21 protein-coding genes are annotated in these 20,703 nt (G+C 68.0%); 3 read left to right on the top strand and 18 right to left on the bottom strand.

The window, feature by feature from the left end; all coding sequences use genetic code 11:
* The 3 genes from ACFE77_RS13155 to ACFE77_RS13145 form a co-directional block, all read right to left on the bottom strand.
* The coding region (locus tag ACFE77_RS13155) for a LysR family transcriptional regulator (protein WP_375422099.1) at positions 1-154 on the bottom strand (154 nt) is incomplete at its 3' end.
* Positions 151-549, bottom strand: coding sequence for a Co2+/Mg2+ efflux protein ApaG (apaG, locus tag ACFE77_RS13150; protein WP_375422096.1), 399 nt, complete (start codon positions 547-549; stop codon positions 151-153). The genes ACFE77_RS13155 and apaG, both read right to left, overlap by 4 nt.
* Positions 546-1,751 carry a trans-sulfuration enzyme family protein gene (locus ACFE77_RS13145; protein WP_375422095.1) on the bottom strand — a complete coding sequence of 402 codons (1,206 nt, stop codon included), beginning with the start codon at positions 1,749-1,751 and terminating at the stop codon, positions 546-548. The genes apaG and ACFE77_RS13145 overlap by 4 nt, the downstream gene beginning before the upstream one ends.
* A gap of 83 nt (positions 1,752-1,834) precedes the next feature.
* Here ACFE77_RS13145 and ACFE77_RS13140 point away from each other — a divergent pair, with 83 nt between their 5' ends.
* The gene (locus ACFE77_RS13140; RefSeq protein WP_375422094.1) at positions 1,835-3,073 is read left to right on the top strand and encodes a phospholipid carrier-dependent glycosyltransferase; all 1,239 of its coding nucleotides are present in this window, start codon (positions 1,835-1,837) and stop codon (positions 3,071-3,073) included.
* A gap of 3 nt (positions 3,074-3,076) precedes the next feature.
* On the opposite strand, the gene ACFE77_RS13135 is transcribed toward ACFE77_RS13140, so the two are convergent.
* From ACFE77_RS13135 to ACFE77_RS13075, 13 genes are all read right to left on the bottom strand, one after another.
* Positions 3,077-4,174, bottom strand: a complete 1,098-nt coding sequence (locus tag ACFE77_RS13135; protein ID WP_375422093.1) for a glycosyltransferase family 2 protein — start codon at positions 4,172-4,174, stop codon at positions 3,077-3,079.
* Complete coding sequence (gene leuB / locus ACFE77_RS13130) at positions 4,171-5,214, bottom strand: 3-isopropylmalate dehydrogenase (protein ID WP_375422092.1); 1,044 nt, start codon at positions 5,212-5,214, stop codon at positions 4,171-4,173. The genes ACFE77_RS13135 and leuB overlap by 4 nt, the downstream gene beginning before the upstream one ends.
* Positions 5,215-5,242: 28 nt before the next feature.
* A complete protein-coding gene (gene recO, locus ACFE77_RS13125) occupies positions 5,243-5,974 on the bottom strand; it encodes a DNA repair protein RecO (protein WP_375422091.1) in 732 nt (243 codons plus the stop codon).
* A gap of 47 nt (positions 5,975-6,021) precedes the next feature.
* Complete coding sequence (locus ACFE77_RS13120; protein WP_375422090.1) at positions 6,022-6,975, bottom strand: polysaccharide deacetylase; 954 nt, start codon at positions 6,973-6,975, stop codon at positions 6,022-6,024.
* A 50-nt stretch (positions 6,976-7,025) separates the two neighbouring features.
* Positions 7,026-8,948 (bottom strand): excinuclease ABC subunit UvrC, encoded by a 1,923-nt coding sequence (uvrC, locus tag ACFE77_RS13115; RefSeq protein WP_375422089.1) that lies wholly within the window; start codon positions 8,946-8,948, stop codon positions 7,026-7,028.
* A gap of 156 nt (positions 8,949-9,104) precedes the next feature.
* Entirely contained in the window at positions 9,105-9,659 is a 555-nt protein-coding gene (locus ACFE77_RS13110) for a hypothetical protein (protein WP_375422088.1), read from the bottom strand.
* Positions 9,652-10,146: an ATPase gene (locus tag ACFE77_RS13105; protein WP_375422087.1), complete on the bottom strand. Its 495-nt coding sequence runs from the start codon at positions 10,144-10,146 to the stop codon at positions 9,652-9,654. Before ACFE77_RS13105 ends, ACFE77_RS13110 begins: the two co-directional genes overlap by 8 nt.
* Positions 10,147-10,162: 16 nt before the next feature.
* Positions 10,163-10,375 (bottom strand): F0F1 ATP synthase subunit C, encoded by a 213-nt coding sequence (locus ACFE77_RS13100; RefSeq protein ID WP_010164404.1) that lies wholly within the window; start codon positions 10,373-10,375, stop codon positions 10,163-10,165.
* Positions 10,376-10,438: 63 nt separating this feature from the next.
* On the bottom strand, positions 10,439-11,197 hold the full coding sequence (locus ACFE77_RS13095; RefSeq protein WP_375422098.1) for a F0F1 ATP synthase subunit A: 759 nt from the start codon (positions 11,195-11,197) through the stop codon (positions 10,439-10,441).
* Between the two features lie 20 nt (positions 11,198-11,217).
* Entirely contained in the window at positions 11,218-11,514 is a 297-nt protein-coding gene (locus ACFE77_RS13090) for an AtpZ/AtpI family protein (RefSeq protein ID WP_375422086.1), read from the bottom strand.
* Positions 11,515-12,019: 505 nt separating this feature from the next.
* Complete coding sequence (locus tag ACFE77_RS13085) at positions 12,020-12,412, bottom strand: YdbL family protein (protein ID WP_375422085.1); 393 nt, start codon at positions 12,410-12,412, stop codon at positions 12,020-12,022.
* Complete coding sequence (locus ACFE77_RS13080; protein WP_375422097.1) at positions 12,412-12,585, bottom strand: YnbE family lipoprotein; 174 nt, start codon at positions 12,583-12,585, stop codon at positions 12,412-12,414. The genes ACFE77_RS13085 and ACFE77_RS13080 overlap by 1 nt, the downstream gene beginning before the upstream one ends.
* A 41-nt stretch (positions 12,586-12,626) precedes the next feature.
* Positions 12,627-15,803, bottom strand: a complete 3,177-nt coding sequence (locus ACFE77_RS13075) for a YdbH domain-containing protein (protein WP_375422084.1) — start codon at positions 15,801-15,803, stop codon at positions 12,627-12,629.
* Positions 15,804-15,895: 92 nt separating this feature from the next.
* On the opposite strand from ACFE77_RS13075, the gene radC reads away from it, so the two are divergent.
* Positions 15,896-16,600, top strand: coding sequence for a DNA repair protein RadC (radC, locus tag ACFE77_RS13070; RefSeq protein ID WP_375422083.1), 705 nt, complete (start codon positions 15,896-15,898; stop codon positions 16,598-16,600).
* Between the two features lie 236 nt (positions 16,601-16,836).
* The gene (gene purB / locus ACFE77_RS13065) at positions 16,837-18,141 is read left to right on the top strand and encodes an adenylosuccinate lyase (protein WP_375422082.1); all 1,305 of its coding nucleotides are present in this window, start codon (positions 16,837-16,839) and stop codon (positions 18,139-18,141) included.
* A 688-nt stretch (positions 18,142-18,829) separates the two neighbouring features.
* Here purB and dnaJ read toward each other — a convergent pair.
* Together dnaJ and ACFE77_RS13055 are read right to left on the bottom strand one after the other, a co-directional pair.
* The gene (gene dnaJ, locus ACFE77_RS13060) at positions 18,830-19,945 is read right to left on the bottom strand and encodes a molecular chaperone DnaJ (protein ID WP_375422081.1); all 1,116 of its coding nucleotides are present in this window, start codon (positions 19,943-19,945) and stop codon (positions 18,830-18,832) included.
* 65 nt (positions 19,946-20,010) lie between these two features.
* Positions 20,011-20,703: Hsp70 family protein (locus ACFE77_RS13055; RefSeq protein ID WP_375422080.1), on the bottom strand; the 693-nt coding region annotated here is incomplete at its 5' end.

The raw sequence follows: 20,703 nt of genomic DNA, 5'->3' as shown, positions 1-20,703 counted from the left end.
GGACGACGCCCAGCGTATCCTCCAGCGCGCGGATCTGCTGGCCGACCGCGGCGGGGGTCACCGCGAGCTCGTCCGCGGCACGGGTGAATGACAGATGCCGCGCCGCCGCGTCGAACACGCGCATCCCGTTCAGCGGCAGGTGAGTCCGCTTCAACTCGTCACCGCAGGAGCGATGAGGGTGAAGGGAGGGATCGCGATCTCGAGCAGCGCGCCGTCTTCGGCGATCATCCGGTAGCTGCCCCGCATCGACCCGGAAGGGGTGGCGAGCGGGCAGCCCGAGACATAGTCGAAGCTGCCGCCCGGTGCGATCACCGGTTGTTCGCCGACCACGCCCTCGCCCTCGACGGAATGACGCGCGCCGCGGCCGTCGGTGATCACCCAATGCCGGGTGAGTAGCTGGACGGTCGTGTCGCGCTCGTTCTCGATGCGGATGTGATAGGCCCAGAACCAGCGGCCGCGGCGCGGCTCGGACTGGTCGGAAAGGTAGCTGACCGACACGCGCACGGTGACGCCGTCGGTGGTCGCGGCGTGGGGGAAGAATTCCTTCACAACCCCGCCGCCGTCAGCGCCTGATCGAGATCGTCGATCAGGTCGCGGGGATCCTCCAGGCCGACGTTCAGCCGCAACAGCCCCTCAGTCACCCCCATCTCGATCCGCTTCTCCTCGGCGACGCCGTAATGCGTGGTCGAGGCGGGATGCGTCATCAGCGACCGCGAATCGCCGATGTTGTTCGAGATGTCGACCAGCGCCAGCGCGTCGAGCAGCGCGTGCGCCTGTTCGCGTCCCTCGACCTCGAACGCGAAGATCGGGCCACACGCATCCATCTGGCTCATCGCCAGATTGTGCTGGGGGTGGCTCGGCAGGCCAGGATGCAGGATACGCGGCACCCGCGCCTCCAGGAAGCGGCCGACGGTGACCGCGCTTTCCGACTGGCGACGGATCCTGAGGTCGAGCGTCTCCAACCCCTTCAGCACCACCCAGGCATTGAACGGCGACAGGTTCGGGCCGGTATTGCGCGTGAAAGGGAGCAGCGTGTTGAGGATGAAATCCTCGCTGCCGCACACCGCGCCCGCCAGCACCCGCCCCTGCCCGTCCATCATCTTGGTCGCGCTGTACGCGGTGATGTCGGCGCCGAATTCCATCGGGCGCTGCAGCGCGGGGGTGGCGAAGGCGTTGTCGACCACCGTCGTGATCCCGCGTTCGCGCGCGATGCCGCACACCGCGCGCAGATCGACGATGTCCATCGTCGGATTGGCGGGCGTTTCGAAGAAGAAGAGCTTGGTATCGGGCCGCACGGCGTCGACGAACGCCTGCGGGTCGCGCGCGTCGACGATGGTGGTCGCGATCCCGAACTTTGGCAGCAGCGTGTCGGTCAGCCAGCGGCACGACCCGAACGCCGCGCGCCCAGCGACGACATGATCCCCAGTCTGCAACTGGCAGAGCAGCGCCGCGGTCATCGCGGCCATGCCGGTCGCCATCGTCCGGCATGCCTCCGCCCCCTCCAGCAGCGCGATGCGATGTTCGAGCATCTCGACGGTCGGGTTCTGAAGCCGGGAATAGGTCATCCCGTCCTGCTCACCCGCGAACCGCGCCGCGGCGTCGGCAGCCTTGTCGTAGCTATAGCCCGAGGTCAGGAACAACGCCTCGGACGTCTCGCCATATTCGGACCGCGCGGTGCCGCCGCGGATCGCGAGCGTCGCGGGGCGCCAATTGGCGGTGATCGAACGGTCCTGGCCAGCCTTGCGCTTCATCTGCGCGGCTTTGCCCCCTTCGCAGCGGGCTTTCAAGCGCGGTGGTCCCTTGAAAGCCCGTGGCGAAGCAGGGACAAGGGCGCGTGCGCACCGTCCTTAAACGCCCTTTACCCGCTGCGATCGCGATCGCCGCCGCCGCGCAACTGCTGTTCGCGTGGCGGCTGACGACACCGCACAAGCTGGTGTTCGACGAGGTGCATTACGTCCCCGCGGCGCGGACGCTCGCCAGCCTTGCCGGGCCGGTGAACATCGAACATCCGTTGCTCGGCAAGACGATCATCGCGCTCGGCATCCTGTTGTTCGGCGAGGGACCGCTCGGCTGGCGGTTCTTCTCGAGCGTTGCGGGCACCGCCGTGGTGATCGGGGTCTTCGCGATCCTGTGGGTGACGTTCGGGCGGTTGCGTCCGGCGGTGATCGGCAGCCTCCTCGCGATTTTGAACTTCACGATCTTCGTACAGGCGCGCATCGCGATGCTCGACGGGTTCATGGCTGCCTTCGTGGTCGGCGCGGTGGCGATGCTGGTATGGTCGATGCGCGGCACTGGTGCGCAGGTCGGGCGCCGCTGGCTGGCGGGGAGCGTGCTCCTGGGGCTGGCGGTCGGTACCAAGTGGACCGCCGCACCCTATGTCGCGTTCGCCGCGGTCGCCTATGTCCTGCTCCGCCGCGACCGCGCGGATCGCTGGCCCGGCCTGCGCCCGACCCCGGCCTTGGCGATCCTCGGGTTGGCGAGCGTCGGGACCTATCTGGCGACCTTCGCGCCGGCGTTCTTCTACGCGACCGAGCCGATGACGCTGGCGAAGCTTATCCCGTACCAGCTCGACATCTATCACCAGCAGACCCAGGTGCTGCCGCCGCATACCTATCAGTCGGCCTGGTATAGCTGGCCGCTCGACCTGCGGCCGATCTGGTATCTGTACGAGCCCGTCGACGGCGCACAGCGCGGGATCCTGATGCTCGGCAATCCGGTGGTGATATGGGGCGGGCTGGTCGCGGTGCTCGCTTGTCTCTGGGGCTGGGCTCGCCACCGCAGCACCGGGCTGGGCGCGATCGCGTGGATTTGGATCGCCAGCGTAGCCATGTGGGCGATCATCCCCAAGTCGCTCGGCTTCTTCTATTATTATTATCTGTCGAGCATCTGGCTGGCGATCGCGATCGCCGCCGCGCTCGACCGCTTCGGCCGCGGGCGGCTCCGCTATCTCGACGAGGCCGCGGTCACGCTGGCAGCGATGCTGTTCGTTCACTTCTACCCGATCCTCGCGGCGACCGCCCTTCCCGGACCGAGCGCATTCCAGCGCTGGATGTGGCTGTCGACCTGGCCTTGACGGCTAGTATCGGCCCCAAGTGAATTTGGACGACAGCGCGTAATTCCAAACCGCTCCCACGACTATACCGATCAACGCCGACGCCGCGATCCCGCCCGCGCGTGCGTCATGGACGAAGGCGGCGATGCCGACATTGGCGACCAGCCCGACCGAGCAGACCACGCAGAACGACACCCAGCCGTCGAGCAACTGCCGCCAGCCCTTCAGCCGCCGGTCGCGATAGGTCAGCGCGTTGTTGAGAAAGAAATTCACCGTCATCGCCGCCATCGCGCCAAGGATCTGCGCGAACAGGAAGGTCGCGCCGCCCAGTATCGCGAGCGCCAGCACGCCCATATGAATGGGCACCCCAAGCAAGCCGATCGCTGAAAACATCGCAAACCGCACCGGCACGAACCGCCCGAACATGCGGTCGTACAGCGCGATCAGATATTCCATCGCGACGACGTGATCGAGCTTGCTCTCGCCCTCAGTGCGGACGCGAAAGGTGTAGGGCAGCTCGGCGAAAGCCAGCGGCACGGGGCTCGCGGTCATCAGGTCGAGCAGGATCTTGAAGCCGATCGCCGACAGCTCGGGCGCCAGCCGCCGCGCGACGTCGCTGCGGATCATGAAGAACCCGCTCATCGGATCGCTGAGGTCACCCTTCAGCACCCGCCGCGACAAGCGGGTCGCCAGCGCCGACTTGGCGATCCGATCGCGATCCCACTCGCCGGTCCCGCCGCCGGACACGAACCGCGAGCCGATCACGACATCGAGTGCGGCGTCTCCTTGAAGCAGGTCGAGCATCCTCGGCAGCAGCGTCTCGTCATGCTGCAGGTCGCCGTCGATCACCGCCACCGCGGGCGCCGCGGTCGCCAGCATGCCCTCGATACAGGCGGAGGACAGGCCGCGCCGCCCGATCCGCTGGATGACGCGGACGCGGCGATCGGTGCGGCCGAGTGCGCGTGCTTCGCTCGCGGTCCCGTCCGGACTGTCGTCGTCGACGAAGATCGCTTCCCAATTGCGTCCGGCAAGCGCCCGATCCAGGCGGGCCACCAAGGTCGCGACGTTACCCCGTTCGTTGAACGTCGGGACGACGACCGCGAGCTCGAGCGCGTCGTTCACAGCGCGGCGAGTACCGCGTCACCCATTGCCCGCGTCGACAGCGCGCCGCCCAGATCGCCGGTCCGCGCGCCCGCGGCGATCGCCGCCGCCACCGCGCCGTCGATCCGATCCGCGGCCTCGCCCAGATGAAGCGAATGCCGCAGCATCATCGCCGCGGACAGGATCGCCGCACAGGGATTGGCTCTGCCCTGACCGGCGATGTCGGGCGCGGAGCCGTGGATCGGCTCGTACATGCCCTTCGACCCGGTATCGAGCGACGCCGACGGCAGCATGCCGATCGAGCCTGCGCACATCGACGCCTGATCCGACAGGATGTCGCCGAACAGATTGCCTGTGACGATCACGTCGAACTGGCCGGGGTTACGTACCAGCTGCATCGCGGCGTTATCGACATACATGTGCGAGAGCGCGACGCCCGGATAGTCCGCCGACACCTCGATCACCACGTCGCGCCACAGCTGCGAGGTTTCGAGCACGTTCGCCTTGTCTACCGAACACAGCCGCGCGCGGCGGCGGCGTGCGGTCTCGAAACCGACGCGCGCGATCCGCGCCACTTCGGCCTCGTCGTAGCGCATCAGGTCATAGCCTTCGCGCAGACCCTCCGAAGTGGTTCGGCGCCCCTTGTCACCGAAATACACGTCACCGGTCAGTTCGCGGACGATCACCAAGTCGATCGCGCCCGCAACCTCCGGCCGCAGCGCCGACGCGTCTTCTAGCCCCGCGAAGAGCATCGCCGGGCGCAGATTGGCGAAAAGCCCGAGTTCCTTGCGCAGCCCGAGGATCGCCTGTTCGGGTCGCAACGCGCGTTCGAGCGCGTCGCAGGTCGGATCGCCGACGGCGCCGAACAATATCGCGTCGGCGCGGCGCGCGAGATCGAGCGTTTCGGGGGGTAGCGGGTGTCCGGTGGCGCGATAGGCGACGCCGCCGACCAGCCCCTCTTCGAACTGAAGATCGAGGTCGAGCGCTTCGAGCACGCGACGTGCCTCGGCGGTCACCTCGGGTCCGATGCCGTCGCCGGCGAGGATCGCGATCAGGGCCATGGACCCGCCCTTGCCGCCCCGTGCGGCGTCACGCAACCGCCCTTTTCAGCCGGTCGACCAGCCGCGCCCGTGCCGCGAGCGGCTCGGCGCGACGATCGACCAGAATATCGCGCGCCAGAAAATGGCCGGTAAGCGCGACGCCGGCGAGGATATCGGGCCAGTCCGCCTCCCCGCCGACGCGCACGAACGCGGGCAAGGCGAGCAGCCGTTCCTCATAGCCCTGCGCCGCCTGCCGGCTGACCGCTGCGCCGCTCTTCGGGCTGACGAAGGCGAGATCATCGGTGCCACCGCTCGCCACGCACTGGTCTAGGTCGAGCCCGAACCCAAGTTCGGCGAGCAGCAGCAATTCGTAGCGGACGAGCGCCACCGCCCAGCCCCGCGCCGCCGGCGCCGCCTCGGTCGCGTCGAGCATCCCGGTCAGCGCGTCGAAGATTCGTGGGTAAGCCTGGGCCTCGGGCAAGGACGTTGCGGTCAGCGCCGCGACCCACTCGATTGCGGCGGCGGCGAGCGGCTCGCGGTGCAGGGTGGCGCGGCTGTGGACCAGCTCCACGGTGAGTGCCGCGAGTTGCTCGCCGGTGCGGGCACGCCAATCGCCGAGCACGATGTTCGCGGGCTGCAGGATCGGCCGCATCGCACGCGACCGGCCGCCGCGGACATAGCCCGGCTGGACGCCGTCCTCGCGGGTGAAGGCACGCACTACCGAGCCGTGTTCGCCATGCGCGCGGGCAGCAAGGATCACGGCTTGAGCGCGCAGATGCATCGCATGGCTCTACGCTTCAGGCGACGCCTTCCGCAATTGCGTCACCGTCAGGCGACACGCTCCGCGACCCAATTCGACCAGAGCTGTTCGGCCTGTCGCCAGCGGGTGCGCAGCATGTCGGGACCGAGGGGTGCGTCGTCGGCATCGAGCCGGAGCGAAGGGCGATCCTTGAAGTGGACGGTCGGCAGGTCGTCGCGGCGGTCGTCCAGCAGGCTGCACAGCGCTTCGAACCGGCGGACGTGAACCATGTTGGCGCGGGTACCGGCACGATTGGCGAGTTCGAAGCCGTGGCTGACGATCGTCACCGCGGCATGGCCGGCGGCGGCCGCGTGGTCCAGCGCGTCGCTCGCTTCATTCGACGACAGCGCGCAGAGCTGGAAGGTGCGGAGCGAGCCCGGGCTGTCCTCGATCACCGTCACCGGCACCTCGATCACCGTGCCCGCGACGGGCGAGATACGGCGCGGCGGCAGCGACAGGCGGCTGGTCCGCGACGCCTGGGCGCCATTGTGGCTGCTGTCATAGGTGAAGCCGTGCGCCGCCAGGACGCCGAGCGTGTTGTCGTCGGCGCCGTAGTTGCCGGCGCGGAACGCGATCGGCGCTGGTGCGCCGGCCGCCGCCAGCAGGTCGGTCGCGCCCGCGATCAGCGCGCTTTGCTCGGCGAAGTCGTATTCGTGAAGCTGGAAACGGCCGTAATGCGCGCCCGCATCGTCGGCCCGCGCTCCTGCCCAATTGGGGTGAAGGTGGAGCTGGACCTCCTGCTCTGCCTCCAGAATCGCATCGACGATCCGCCGGATCGGGTCGAGCCCGAACAGCAGCGCCGGCATCGGATCGACGAAGAAGCAGACCTTCAGTTCGTGACGCCGCAACGTTTCCAATTGAAAGGCGAGGCCTACCCCGGCGGGTTCGATCGATCGCTGGTACATGCCGTCCAGATCATGACCCGCGGCATGATGCCGCCACGCGAATTCGATGTCGGCGGTAAGGAATACGGGCGTCACCATCGCGCCTGCCTAGCGCGAGGGGGTAAATACTTCGGCAAAGGTCCGCACGATCATCGTGCGTGGTAGAAGTCGTACACCTGTTGCGCGACCGCGGACGACACGCCGGGCGCCTGTTGCAGATCCTGAAGGCTCGCGTTGCGCACCGCGCGGCCGGTGCCGAAGTGCATCAGCAGCGCCTTCTTGCGCGCCGGACCGATGCCGGGAACCTCGTCGAGCGGGCTGGCGCCGATGGCCTTGGCGCGCTTGTCGCGGTGCGCGCCGATCGCGAACCGGTGGACCTCGTCGCGCAGCCGCTGGAGGTAGAACAGGACCGGTGCGTTGACCGGCAATTGGAACTCGCGGCCGTCGAGCATGTGGAAGACCTCGCGGCCGTCGCGGCCGTGCTGCGGCCCCTTGGCGATGCCGACCATGCACACGTCCTCGATCCCGAGATCCTCGAGCACCGCCTTGGCCGCATTCAGTTGCCCACGACCGCCGTCAATCAGCACCAGATCGGGCCATTCGCCGCCGTCGCGATCGGGATCCTCGGCCTGGGCGCGGGCAAAGCGGCGGCCGAACACCTCGCGCATCATCGCGAAATCGTCGCCCGGGGCGGTGTCCTTGTTCTTGATGTTGAACTTGCGATACTGACCCTTGCGAAAGCCCTCCGGCCCGGCGACGATCATCGCACCGAGCGCATTGGTGCCCTGGATATGGCTGTTGTCGTAGACTTCGATCCGGTCGGGCGGCTCGGGCAGATCGAACAGTTCCGCGACCTCGCGCAGCAGTCGGGCCTGGGTGGTGCTTTCCGCCAGGCGGCGTTCGAGCGCCTCGACCGCGTTGCGCTGCGCCTGTTCCATCAGCCGGCGCCGGTCGCCACGTTGCGGCACCGATAGCGCGACCTTGTAGCCCGCGCGTTCGGCAAGCGCCTCTTCCAGCAAGCCGCCCTCATTCAGGTCGCGATCGAGCAGGATCGTTTTGGGCGGCGGCACCTCTTCGTAGAATTGGGAGAGGAAGCTCATCAGCACCTCGTCCTCCGGCACGTCGTTGGTGTGCGCAGGGAAGAAGCTGCGATGGCCCCAATTCTGGCCGCCGCGGATGAAGAACGCCTGAATTCCCATCGTTCCGTCGCGGCAGGCGAGCGCGAACACGTCGGCGTCGCCGACCCCTTCCGCATTGATCGCCTGGGTTCCCTGGATAAAGGTCAGCGCGCGCAACCGGTCGCGCAACAGCGCCGCGAGTTCGAAGTCCATCGCCTCGGCGGCGGCCTGCATCTGCGCGCCGAGCTTCGCCTGGACGCCGGTCGACTTGCCGCCGAGGAACTGCTTGGCGTCCGACACCAGCTCGGCATAGCCGGCTGCGTCGATCCGGCCGACGCAGGGCGCCGAGCAGCGCTTGATCTGGTAGAGCAGGCACGGGCGATCGCGAGTCTTGAAGAAGCCATCGGTGCAGGAGCGGAGCAGGAACAGCTTCTGCAGCGCGTTCAGCGTGTTGTTGACCGAGCCGGCGCTCGCGAAGGGCCCGTAATAGTCGCCCTTGGCGCGCCGCGCGCCGCGATGCTTCTGGATGCGCGGAAAATCGTGATCCGCCCGCAAGAGGATGAACGGGAAGCTTTTGTCGTCGCGCAGCAGCACGTTGTAGGCAGGGCGATATCGCTTGATCAGCTGCGCTTCGAGCAGCAGCGCTTCCGCTTCGTTGTTGGTAGTGACGATCGTCATCGATCGGGTCTGCGCGACCATGCGCTGGAGCCGCTTCGACAGGCGATCGACTTGGACGTAATTGGCGACGCGGTTCTTCAGCGCACGCGCCTTGCCGACGTAGAGCACGTCGCCCTTGGCATCGAGCATCCGGTAGACGCCCGACCGGATCGGCAGCGTCTTCAACACGTTACGGATCGCCGCAACCCCGGCAGCGAGATCGGGCGCGTCGGTGCCGCGAACCGTGAAGGTGTTCTTTTCTTCGTTGAACCGGTCGGGAGCGTTGGGCGTCGACATCGATGCGAATCTAGGAACTCGGGAGCGGCGGCGCTAGGCGGTGACGCCGCTATCGAGGGATCATTGGCTCACGCTCGATGCCGCATCTCGTGTCCCCGCGAAGGCGGGGACCCAGTACCGGGCTCCCGCCTTCGCGGGAGCACAAGCAGCTGAGGATCAGTTCGGGCGGCCGAGCCCTGCAATCGTGCGGTCGACCAGCGCCTTGTCGGCGGCCGCGCCGTGCTGGTCGGCGATGATCGCGGCGGCGGCGCGGGCGGCGGCGTCGGCGGCCTTGGCGCGAACCTCGGCGATTGCGCCGCGTTCGGCGGCGGCGATCTTGTCTTCCGCCATCTTCTGACGGCGCGCGACGAGATCGGTCGAGTCCGCTTCGGCCTTGGCGAGCATCGCCGCGGCTTCGGCCTCGGCATGCGCGACGATCGCGGCCGCGTCACCCGCACTGGCGGCGTTGCGCGCCTTAGCGTCGGCGAGCATCGCCTCTGCCTCCGCGCGCAGCTTGCTGGCCTCGTCCAGATCGGTACGGATCGTCGCGATCCGCTGATCGAGCATCCGGCCGACCAGGGCGGGAACCTTCTTCCAGATCAGGATCGCGATAACGACCAGCATCGACAGGGCGACCCAGCCGGGGGCCGAGATTCCGAGCGCGGTCGGCGCATGATGCAGTTCGGCGGTGCCGGCAGCGGCGGTCGCCACGTTGGCGTGGGGGTCAACCATGCGCGAGTTCCGCCTTCACCTTCTGTTCGACGACCGCGCGATCGGGCACGACGCCCGACAGCTTGGCGACGATCGCCTCGACCGCATCGACCGTCGCGGTTTCGATCTCGGCGAGCGCCTGCCCCTTGGACGTCGCGATGCTTGCGGTCGCCGCGTGAAGGCGGTCGGCCGCGGCGGCATCGCCCGCCTTCATCTTGGTTTCCGCGGCGGCCGTGGCGCGCGCCTTGGCGGCGCCGACGGTTTGCGCCGCCTGGGTCCGGGCGATGTCGAGACCGCCCTGATAGGCTTCTTCCGACGCCCGTGCCGCGTCACGGGCCGTCGTTGCCGCAGCGAGATCCCCGGTGATGCGGGCGTTACGATCGTCGATCGTCCGCTCGATCTTGGGGACCATCGCCTTGCCGATCCCGAAATAGATCAGGCCGAACACGATCACGAGCCAGAACAGCTGTGACGCGTAGATCTCGCCTATTTGGGAAAGCTGAGGCATCGACGGCGGTCCGCGCTTACTTGACGACGAAGAGAATGAGGATCGCGACGACGAACGCGATCAGGCCGAGCAGCTCCGACGCCGCAAAGCCGATGAACAGGCGACCCTGCTGGCCGTCTGCGGCACCCGGGTTGCGCAGCGCGCCTTCGAGGAACGAGCCGAAGACGTTGCCGACGCCGAGCGCGGCGAGGCCGACGCCGATCGCCGCGAGGCCGGCACCGATGTACATTGCACCAAGATCAGTCATGTGAAGCTCCATTGATTAGATACGAAAAGGAAACTGGCCGCGACCCTAGTGCAGGTGCACCGCGTCGTGGAGGTAAAGCGAGGTGAGCAGCGCGAACACATAGGCCTGGATCGCGCAGACCAGCAGTTCGAGCGCACTGACGCCGATGATCATCACGAAGCTCAGGGCGCTGACGACGACGCCGAGCGGACCGCCGGCGTTGAGGCCCTGGACCACGAAGCTGCCGAACACCTCTAGCAGGATGTGCCCCGCGGTCATCGCGACGAACAGCCGCAGCCCGAGCGAGAAAGGACGGACCATGAACGACACGAACTCGACCGGGATGATGACGGGCATCAGCCACGCCGGCGCGCCGTGCGGCACGAACAGCGAGAAGAACTTCAGGCCGTGCTTGGCGAAGCCGACCGCGAGCACGATCGCGAACGATACGAACGCCAGCACCGCGGTGACCGTGATGTGGCTGGTCACCGCGAAGGTGTGCAATCCTGGCAGGATCGCGAGCGGCAGCACGCCGACGAGGTTCGCGAACAGGATGAACATGAACAGCGAAAAGATGTACGGCGCGAACTTCTTGCCGCCGCTGCCGATGTTCACGCTGACCATGTTGTCGATGAACCCGATCACCGATTCGGCGGCGACCTGCCACCGGCCGGGCACCAGCTGACGCTTCATCCCGCCCGCCATGAACACTGCGAGCAGCACGAACACCACGACCATGAACAGCGCGGAGTTCGTGAACGAGACGTCGTACCCGCCGATCATGAGGTGACGGCCGAGCACGGGCTCGACCATGAACTGCTCCATCGGGTCTATTCTGCCGGCGCTCACTCTGCGCGCTCCTTCGAAATCTTGAAGATGTTGCGGAACGCCGCGATCACCGCGAGCGCCAGGAAGATGAGCAGCAGCCACGGGCTGGTGCCGAACCAGCGATCGAGCGCCCAGCCGATAATGCCGCCGCCGATCGGCGCGCCGATCAGCTCGGCGAGCACCCGCGAGCCCTGCGAATAGCCCTTGGCGGGCTTGACCGGCGCCACGCCATCGACTCGCGCCGACTGCGCCCGCGCGAGGCGGGCGTCGAGATCGGCGGGATCGGACTGGCGGTCGTCGGCCAACAAAAACATCCTGATAAAGAAACGCCGCCGGAAACGACCCGGCGACGAAAAGCATCCGCGGCGGACCTGCGGTTGCGACCCGGCGTTTATAAACCGGGGGTGGTGAAGTCAACCGCAGCGGGATTTTGCGCGAAGGTCGTGCTGCGAATGTTGAGAAAGTTGAGGGTGGGTGGATGGACTCACGGGTGGGTGGCGGCGGGAGGGTAGCGGGATGCCAGTCGAGCGAGTCGGTGGTTGCGCATGGGGCGGCGCTGACAAAACGGGAGGATGTGGGACAAGGAGATTAATCGTCGACCTCGTCTCACGGTTTTCTCGCGGACGCAGGAAGCCAGAACTTCAGAGTGACGAGTTGCTGTTTTACTCACCACCCCGGCGGAAGCCGGGGCCCAGGTAGGAGACGTCGGTTGGCAGGCGCTGCGCGTCGTTACATCCGCCTTCCCACCTGGGCCCCGGCCTCCGCCGGGGTGGTAGAAGCGCTTAGCGTTAAGCGCCGAGCGGCGGACCGGCCCCGGTCCTACGCGCAGCGCGGATCGCGCTTCGGCGCGCCGCTTCGGGCTTCCCATGCGCCCGCCGGCGTCTTGTACATCTCGCCCGCCTTGGTCTGCGCGATCAGGTTGCAGCCGCTGGTGAAGGCGAATTGTTCGACGGTGGCGCCGCTCGCCTGTGCGCTCTGGGTGTAGGCGGCCTTGCGGCGAATGTTGATGTCGTTGACGAGCGCACGCAGCGCGGGCGAGCCGCCGCCGACCACGCCGAGATAGCCGTCGGGCTGCTCGCCGACCTGCCCCGCCGCCCGCGCCGCGGCATAGGCCGGATCGCGCGATTGGGCGTAAGCGACCGCGGCGACGCCGGTGAGCGCGAGCGCGCCTGCGATAAGGATGGCCTTGTGGGTGAAGCGATGCGTCGTCATCAAAAGATTCCCGGGTTCTGCTGGATCAGCGATTTCGCCTCTCCGTCGAGACGATACACCACTTCCTGTGTCACGTTGATGTTGAGATTGATCTCGATCGGCTTGTCGGGCGCGGTGACGTTGATGCAGCCACTCGTCGCGACGGTCAGGCCGAGCATGATCAGGCTCGTCATTGTGACGGTGATGGTCCTTTCCAGCTTCTCATATCCTGCGGTCATGACATTTTCTCGCTTTCGGTGGGCTGAATGGCGGGTGCTGGCGCGGGAGCCGGCGCCCGTGCAGGTGACGGCGCAGGTGGGCTCGTGGGTTGAAGCGGGGCCCGGCGGTTCTGCCGTTCGAGCAGTTGCGGCAGGTTGCGCTGGATGAGGCGGCTGGGATCGTAGAACGACGCCGCCGAATCCAGCAGCCCGCGGAAGGGGGCGCGAATCTTGATGTTGAACACGAAGGGCAAGCGCTGCAGCCGGCGAACGAGGAAGTTCGACTTGGCGCCCGCCCCCTGGCTGATCCCGGCGAACCGCACTTCGGTGATCATCTCGCCCGCCAAGGCCCCGTTCATGACGATCCCGAGATTGCGGTAGCGGAGCGACTTCAGCGCCTGGAACGCCAGATTGCCCCATAGCCCGAGGTCCTTCTGGGTGAGATCGCCGACATAGGCGAGCCCCCCGCCCCCGGCGCGTACCGTCAGGCGGCCATTCTCGATCCGGCCGCCGGTCTCGTCGAAGACCATTGGCACCACCCCGTCGAACACGCCGGTAGCGTCCAGGTTCTTGAAGTCGAACTGCTGGAGGAACTGGTCGGCGGCGGCGCCGTCGATCCGGAAGGTCATTCGCCGTGATCGCTGGGCCGAGAAATCGAGCAGCGTCGGGTCGAGCGTCAGGGTGCCGCCCGCGAATGGCCAGCGCGCGCCGGCGACATCGACGCGGCTGTTCGGGAGCGTCTGGTAGACGAGGCGGCCGTCGGTCACCGGGATGCCGGGGTTGAGCGTGGCGATCGTCGCGACCTGCCCCCGCGCGCTTTGCAGCGCGAGCAGATCGGTGAAGCGGATCGTGCCCGCGATCCCGGTGACCGGGCCGAACGCGGCGGCGAGATCGGTGCCGTCGGTGCGGAACTCGCCGGTCGAGGTCACGCCGGCGGGGGACCAGGCGATGTCGCCGCGCCCCGCCACCTTGCCGCGGACATCCGCGATCACGCCGAAGGTCAGCCGGGTGAGGCGTTCGGGCTGGAACGCCTTGTCGAAGGCGATGCCGGTCACCGCGATGCCGGCTTTGCCGATGCCGGTGGCAAGGCGGTGGGCGATCGTCACGTCCGCGACCTTCACGCGGGCGGTCGGCTCGATCAGGGTTCCGGCGGCGGTGATGGCGCCGCTTGCGAGGCGCAGCGACACCGCCTCGGCGGCGAGCGGCTGGAAGCGCGGCGCGGCGGTGGCGGCATCGGCGACGGTCATCGCGCCGGTCAGCCCGAGCACGCCGCGGTCGAGCGTCCAGTCGCCCGCGGCGGCGCCGAGCAGCAGCGGCACGTTGGCGATCTGCCCCGCGCCGCCGGTGAAGCTGCCGGTCGCGGTGCTGCCCGCGATCCTCGCGGTCACGGTGCCGAAGTCGAGGCGGGTGACGCGGTCGGGCGCGCCGAGCCTCGCCTCGACCCCGCGAACGGCGATGCCGCGATCGGCGAGGCGGAGGTCGGCGCCGGTCATGGCGATGCTCAGCGGGGTGGCGCCGAGCCGGCCGCGAAGCTGCGTCACGCCGAGGCTCGCGCCGCCGGTGACGCGGCCGGCGGCGACCTGCACGAGCGTGCCTCGGGACGGGCAGAGCGTGACCCGCGTAGGATCGAGCACCAGGCCCGAGACTGCGAGCCGATCGAACGCGAGCGGCGTGCAGGCGGGGTTTAGGCTGAGCGCGCCGCGATCGAGCCGCGCGTCGATCGGTAGGACGAGGCGATCGATGCGACCGTCGCCGAGCGGGCCGGACAGCGTTGCGGTGGTCGCCAGGCGGGTCGTGCCGCCGGCGGCGATCGCGAAGGTCAGCGGCGTCAGGGCGAGCCGCGCGTCCCCAGCGGCATAGGGCGCGACGGTCGCGGTGCCGCGCAGGGCGCGGCTCGCCGTGCGGACGAGGTGCGCGTCGACCGCCGGGAGGCCACCGCCGGCTAACGTAACGTCGCCGTCGAACGCCGCCCCGGACGCGCGCGACCAGGTGATGCTGCCGGTCTGGGCGAGCTTGGCACCGCTTGCCGAGGCCGCGACCAGCCGGGTCAGCCGCGCGCTGGGCTCCGGGGAGGTCGCGACATCGACGACCGCGGAACCGGCGAAATCGGCGGCTGCCCGCGCCGCCGCGGTGGTGAGCTGGCGGAGCAGCGGTGCGAGCGGGGTGCCCGCGCCCGCGGTCGCGGCAACGGTGGGGAGCAGCGACGCCGCGTTCGCCTCGGCGAAGGCGATGCGACCTCGATACCCGACCGCGCCGCCCTGCACCGCGAGATCGCCGTCGAGCGCGACGCGGCCGGCGGTCAGGCGCCCGCCTCGCACGGCGCGCGCGGTGAGTGCGATGGGGCCGCGGCTCGCGCGGCTGTCGCCCGCCAAGGCGATGGTCCCGGCGATCGACGGCGCGGTCACGCCGGGCGCGCGGACATCGACGACAGCCAGGCGTGTATCGATCGACCAGCCGAGCCGGTCGGCAGTCGTCAGCGTAGCGGTCAGGTCGCTTCGCACCGCGCCGGTGGTCATGCCGTGGCAGCGCATGCCGGCGCTGCGAACCGGACCGTCGAGCCGGATATTGCCGCCGCGCGCGGTCGCGACGCGCAACGCTGCCTCGACGCGACCGGTGGAACAGCCGGGGATCGCCAGCCCTGCGCCGACCAGTGCGACGCGACCGGCGAAGCTGCGGTCGAGCCGGCCGCGCCCGGCGAGTGCGATGCCGACGGTGCCGTAGGGCGTTTCCAGCCGCATGCGGCCGTCCTCGACATCGAGGTCGAGCGCGGGGAGCGCAAACGGCTTGCTCGACGAGGCGGGCAGCAACCGGTCGATCGCGCCGAGCGAGACGCGCCCGTTCACCAGCCGCCCGCGGAGCCGTAGCCGGCCCGCGCGGACTCCGACCAGCGAAGCCCCGCCAAAGCCGACACGCGTGTCGGTTTCGATCCAGTCGGCGACCAGATCGGGATGCGCGGGGTCGCCGATCACGACGTCGGTCAGCCGCTGGCGGCCGAGCCCGAGGTCGGCGATGCCGTAGCGCGCGGGCACGCCGCTGCTCGCCAGCGTACGATCGATGTAGCGTTCCGCGATTGGCTTGCGGACGATCCAGAGCGCGACCAGCGCGGCGACAAGCAGCAGCGCGACGACGCGCGCGGCGCGGCGGCGGCGCCTGCCGACCGGGCGAATTGCGAGCGACTCCTCGTCTTCCGTCACGCTCACGCTCGCCACCACATCGCGCGACCATAGGCAGGTGCAGGGTTTCCACGCAATTGCGGGCATCTTCCGGCCGGCCTAGGCTATCCTATATGGCTGCCAATCCTCTCCTCGACGGCCTCGGCGCCGACGACACCGCCGGGCATCGCGCGCGGCTCCGCCAGCGGCTTCTGCTCGGCGAGGCGGGGGCGTTGCTCGATCACGAGCTGATCGAATATCTGCTCGCGCTGGCTATCCGGCGGCGCGACACCAAGCCGCTCGCCAAGGCTCTGCTGCGCGAGTTCGGCGGGATCGGCGGCGTGCTGACCGCGGACGCGGCGGCGCTGGCGCGGGTGACGGGGATGGGCGAGGCCTCCATCGCGGCGGTCAAGATCGCGCATGCCGCGGCGATCCGGCTGCTGCAGGCAGCGGTGGCGGAACGGCCGGTGCTCGCCAATTGGCAGGCGCTGCTCGACTATCTGCGCGCGGACATGGCACATCACGCGGTCGAGCGGTTCCGCGTGCTCCATCTCAACACCAAGAACATGCTGATCCGCGACGAGGTGATGAGCGAGGGATCGATCGATCAGGCCGCGGTCCATGTCCGCGAGGTGATCCGCCGCGCGATAGACCTCGGCTCGGCGGCGATCATCCTGGTCCATAATCACCCCTCGGGTGATCCCTCACCGAGCCGCGCCGACATCGAGATCACGCGGACGATCGTCGAGGCGGGCAAGCGGCTGGGGATCGCGGTGCACGATCACATCGTGATCGGTGCGGGCGGGCATGTGAGCTTGCGGGCGCAGGGGCTGATTTAAGAGTTGAACCGTCCTTCCCCGTCCCTTCCATCTCAACCACCCCGGCGAACGCCGGGGCCTAGTTGGGAAGGTGGCAGTAACGAAGCGCTGTCCGTCGCCACGTTCGTCTCCCACCTGGGCCCCGGCCTTCGCCGGGGTGGTAAGGGAGAGGGCGCCATCTCCACACCAGCCGTTGGACGACGCCGCCCACGCTGCTAACGGCTGCGCGACTTTCCCGACGTGAACGGAGCCGCGCCATGATTCCCCGTTATTCCAGGCCCGAGATGGTCGCGATCTGGACCCCCGAGGCGCGCTTCAGGATCTGGTTCGAGATCGAGGCGCATGCCACCGATGCGCTCGCCGAACTAGGCGTGGTGCCGAAGGAGGCCGCCGCCGCGATCTGGGCGAAGGGCGCGTTCGAGGTCGACCGGATCGACGAGATCGAGCGCGAGACCAAGCACGACGTCATCGCGTTCCTGACCAACGTCGCCGAGCATGTCGGCCCCGAAGCGCGCTTCATGCATCAGGGGATGACCTCGTCCGACGTGCTCGACACCTGTCTGTCGGTGCAGCTGGCACGCGCGAGCGACCTGCTGCTCGCCGATCTCGACGCGCTGATGACGGTGCTCGAACGCCGCGCGCGCGAACACAAGATGACGCCGACGATCGGCCGTAGCCACGGCATCCATGCCGAGCCGGTGACCTTCGGCCTCAAGATGGCGCAGGCGCATGCCGAATTTGCGCGCTGCCGGTCGCGGCTGGTAGCGGCACGCGCGGACGTCGCGACTTGCGCGATCTCGGGCGCGGTCGGCACCTTCGCCAACATCGATCCGTTCGTGGAGGAACATGTCGCCGCCAAGCTCGGGCTGACCGTAGAGCCGGTCTCGACCCAGGTGATCCCGCGCGATCGCCACGCGATGTTCTTCGCGACATTGGGCGTGATCGCGGGGTGTATCGAGCGGCTCGCGACCGAGGTCCGGCACCTGCAACGCACCGAGGTCCTGGAGGCCGAGGAGTATTTCTCGCCCGGCCAGAAGGGCTCGTCGGCGATGCCGCACAAGCGCAACCCGGTGCTGACCGAGAACCTCACCGGGCTCGCTCGGATGGTGCGCGGCTATGTCACGCCGGCACTGGAGAATGTCGCACTGTGGCACGAGCGCGACATCAGCCATTCGTCGGTCGAGCGCTATATCGGTCCCGACGCGACGATCACGCTCGACTTCGCGCTCGCGCGGCTGACCGGAGTAATGGACAAGCTCGTCGTGTACCCCGAGCGGATGATGAAGAATTTGGACAAAATGGGCGGGCTGGTCCACTCGCAGCGGGTGCTACTGGCGCTGACCCAGGCGGGGGTCAGCCGCGAGGACGCGTACCGGCTGGTCCAGCGCAATGCGATGAAGGTGTGGGATTCGGACGGCGCGCTGTCGCTGATGACGCTGCTGCAGGACGATCCCGAGGTGACCGCGGCGCTGTCCGCGGAGGAGATCGCGGACAAGTTCGACCTCGGCTATCATCTGAAGCACGTCGACACGATCTTCGAGCGGGTGTTCGGGCGGGCTTGAAGGCGATGGAATAGGCAAGCGTCGGGACCTGCACCGTCGTCGATTTCGGCGGAGGCGGGATCAAGCGGTCATCTATCCTGTTCTCCCGCGAAGGCGGGAGTCCAGGGTTCCGATAGACGTAAGTCGTTGTCTTGCTTGACCCTGGGTCCCCGCCTGCGCGGGGACACGGCTGTCCATGTTGCGGCCGATCCCCTTATGCGAAGCTTGCGCGGACAGGTAGCCGAGTGCGCCAGACGCACTCGCGATTGATTGTTACAAAATTGCGACGAAGCGACATAAAAGCCATATCGCTCTTGCCGGTTATTTCACCGGCACGGAGACCTTACCATGCGCATGCTCGAGACCGTGACCAGCAGCCTGCTGGCGATCGCGGCCCAGGCGCTGGTGGTCGGGGTGGTCGTTACCATCCTCTGACCCATCGGCCCCCGCCCTCTCTTGCGAGGGGGCGGACAGGGCCGGCGGGGTCGAATTTATGACGGTGCCGCGTCGTTCGCGTAGTTAGTAGATGCGAAAACACGCCACGCCGTTGCCGCTCATCTTACCACCCCGGCGAAGGCCGGGGCCCAGGTGGGGGACGACGGTTGGCTTGCGTTGCGCTCCGTTACATCCATCTTCGCGACTGGGCCCCGGCCTTCGCCGGGGTGATTGGTGAGGCGGATTCCTGCTCCTAGGGCCCCCCGCCCCCCGATCAGCCAAATGCGCCCTTCAGCTTCGCGAAGAAGCCCTGGCTCGCCGGGCATTCGTCACCGGTTTCGGTCTCGCGGAACATCTCGAGCAGTTCCTTCTGGCGGAGCGACAGCCTGGTCGGGGTCTCGACCTCGATCTGGATGACCAGATCGCCGTTGCCGCGTCCCTGGAGCACCGGCATGCCTGCACCACGCTGGCGTAGCTGCTTGCCCGACTGGATCCCGGCAGGTATTTTGATGTCATGGCTGCTGCCGTCGAGGCCCGGGATCGAAATTGATCCGCCGAGCGCCGCGGTGGTGAAGCTGATCGGCGCGCGCGCGAACAGGGTCGTGCCCTCGCGTTCGAACAGCGAATGCCGCTTCACGTGGAGGAAGATGTAGAGATCGCCCGCGGGCGCGCCGCGTGGCCCCGCCTCGCCTTCGCCAGTCATGCGGATGCGCGTGCCCTCGTCGACGCCAGGGGGGACATTGACGGTCAGCGTCTTGGTGCGTTCGACGCGGCCGTCGCCGCGGCAATCGGGGCACGGATCCGCGATCACCTCGCCCGCGCCCTGGCAAACCGGGCAGGCGCGTTCGACCACGAAGAAGCCCTGCTGCGCGCGGACCTTGCCGTGGCCGCCGCAATGCTGGCAGGTCTTGGCCCGGGTGCCGCTGCGCGCGCCCGATCCGTCGCAGGTCTCGCACAGCGCCGAGACATCGATCGTGACCTCGCTGGCCTTGCCATGGTACGCTTCCTCGAGCGTGACTTCCATGTCGTAGCGCAGGTCGGCGCCACGTCGCGCGGCCTGGCGACCACCGCGCTGGCCGCCCATGAATTCGCCGAACACGCTTTCGAAGATGTCGGAGAAGGCGCCAAAATCCTGCGCGCCGCCGCCACCGCCGCCGCCGTTCTGGAACGCGGCGTGACCGAAGCGATCATAAGCCGCACGCTTCTGCGGGTCTTTCAGCACGTCATAGGCTTCGCTGACGGCCTTGAACTTGCCCTCGGAATCCTTGCACCCGGCATTCTTGTCCGGGTGATATTTCATCGCGAGCTTGCGATAGGACGATTTGATCGTCCCCGCGTCCGCGGTCCGCTCGCATTCGAGCAGCTCGTAATAGTCGGTCTGGGTACTCATGCTACGCCCCCGGCCCCACCCCGCCGAGTTGGCCTGAACCGGCCCGGCGGGGGGAGTACATCACCTTACGCTTTCGCGCTGTCGTCGACTTCCGAGAATTCGGCGTCGACCACGTCGTCCTTGGGCGCGTCGGCCGAATCACCGCCTGTCGGCGACGCTTCGGACTGCTGCTGCTTCTCGTAGATCGCCTGGCCGAGCTTCATCGCGACCTGCGCCAGCGCCTGGCTCTTGTCGGTCATCGCATCGGCATCGCCGCTCTCGACCGCCGCCTTGGCCGCGTCCACCGCCGCCTGGATCTCGGACTTGAGCGACTCGTCTACCTTGTCGCCATTGTCCGCAAGCTGACGCTCGGTGGTGTGGATCAGCGATTCGGCGTTGTTCTTTGCCTCGGCCGCGGCACGGCGCTTCTTGTCCTCCTCGGCGAAGCTCTCCGCGTCGCGGACCATCTGGTCGATATCGGCGTCGGACAGACCTCCGCTGGCCTGGATGCGGATCTGCTGCTCCTTGCCGGTGCCCTTGTCCTTGGCGCTGACGTTGACCAGCCCGTTGGCGTCGATGTCGAAGGTCACCTCGATCTGCGGCACGCCGCGCGGCGCCGGCGGGATGCCGATCAGGTCGAACTGGCCGAGCATCTTGTTGTCCGCCGCCATCTCGCGCTCGCCCTGGAACACGCGGATCGTCACGGCACCCTGATTGTCGTCCGCGGTCGAATAGGTCTGCGACTTCTTGGTCGGGATCGTCGTGTTGCGGTCGATCAT

Source organism: uncultured Sphingomonas sp. (genome assembly GCF_964243315.1).
GTDB lineage: Bacteria > Pseudomonadota > Alphaproteobacteria > Sphingomonadales > Sphingomonadaceae > Sphingomonas.
Note: the sequence above shows the minus strand (reverse complement) of the source record. Positions and strands in the feature narration are given on the sequence as shown.

Excerpts from the sequence above, each read along its gene's own strand:
- ACFE77_RS13080 (WP_375422097.1), bottom strand. The coding sequence starts at position 12,585 with ATGACGAGCCTGATCATGCTCGGCCTGACCGTCGCGACGAGTGGCTGC.
- ACFE77_RS13090 (WP_375422086.1), bottom strand. The coding sequence starts at position 11,514 with ATGTTTTTGTTGGCCGACGACCGCCAGTCCGATCCCGCCGATCTCGAC.
- ACFE77_RS13105 (WP_375422087.1), bottom strand. The coding sequence starts at position 10,146 with ATGCCTCAGCTTTCCCAAATAGGCGAGATCTACGCGTCACAGCTGTTC.
- ACFE77_RS13095 (WP_375422098.1), bottom strand. The coding sequence starts at position 11,197 with ATGGAGCAGTTCATGGTCGAGCCCGTGCTCGGCCGTCACCTCATGATC.
- ACFE77_RS13085 (WP_375422085.1), bottom strand. The coding sequence starts at position 12,412 with ATGACGACGCATCGCTTCACCCACAAGGCCATCCTTATCGCAGGCGCG.
- recO (WP_375422091.1), bottom strand. The coding sequence starts at position 5,974 with ATGCATCTGCGCGCTCAAGCCGTGATCCTTGCTGCCCGCGCGCATGGC.
- ACFE77_RS13110 (WP_375422088.1), bottom strand. The coding sequence starts at position 9,659 with ATGGTTGACCCCCACGCCAACGTGGCGACCGCCGCTGCCGGCACCGCC.
- dnaJ (WP_375422081.1), bottom strand. The coding sequence starts at position 19,945 with ATGAGTACCCAGACCGACTATTACGAGCTGCTCGAATGCGAGCGGACC.
- radC (WP_375422083.1), top strand. The coding sequence starts at position 15,896 with ATGGCTGCCAATCCTCTCCTCGACGGCCTCGGCGCCGACGACACCGCC.
- leuB (WP_375422092.1), bottom strand. The coding sequence starts at position 5,214 with ATGGCCCTGATCGCGATCCTCGCCGGCGACGGCATCGGACCCGAGGTG.
- purB (WP_375422082.1), top strand. The coding sequence starts at position 16,837 with ATGATTCCCCGTTATTCCAGGCCCGAGATGGTCGCGATCTGGACCCCC.
- ACFE77_RS13145 (WP_375422095.1), bottom strand. The coding sequence starts at position 1,751 with ATGAAGCGCAAGGCTGGCCAGGACCGTTCGATCACCGCCAATTGGCGC.
- uvrC (WP_375422089.1), bottom strand. The coding sequence starts at position 8,948 with ATGTCGACGCCCAACGCTCCCGACCGGTTCAACGAAGAAAAGAACACC.
- ACFE77_RS13100 (WP_010164404.1), bottom strand. The coding sequence starts at position 10,375 with ATGTACATCGGTGCCGGCCTCGCGGCGATCGGCGTCGGCCTCGCCGCG.
- ACFE77_RS13120 (WP_375422090.1), bottom strand. The coding sequence starts at position 6,975 with ATGGTGACGCCCGTATTCCTTACCGCCGACATCGAATTCGCGTGGCGG.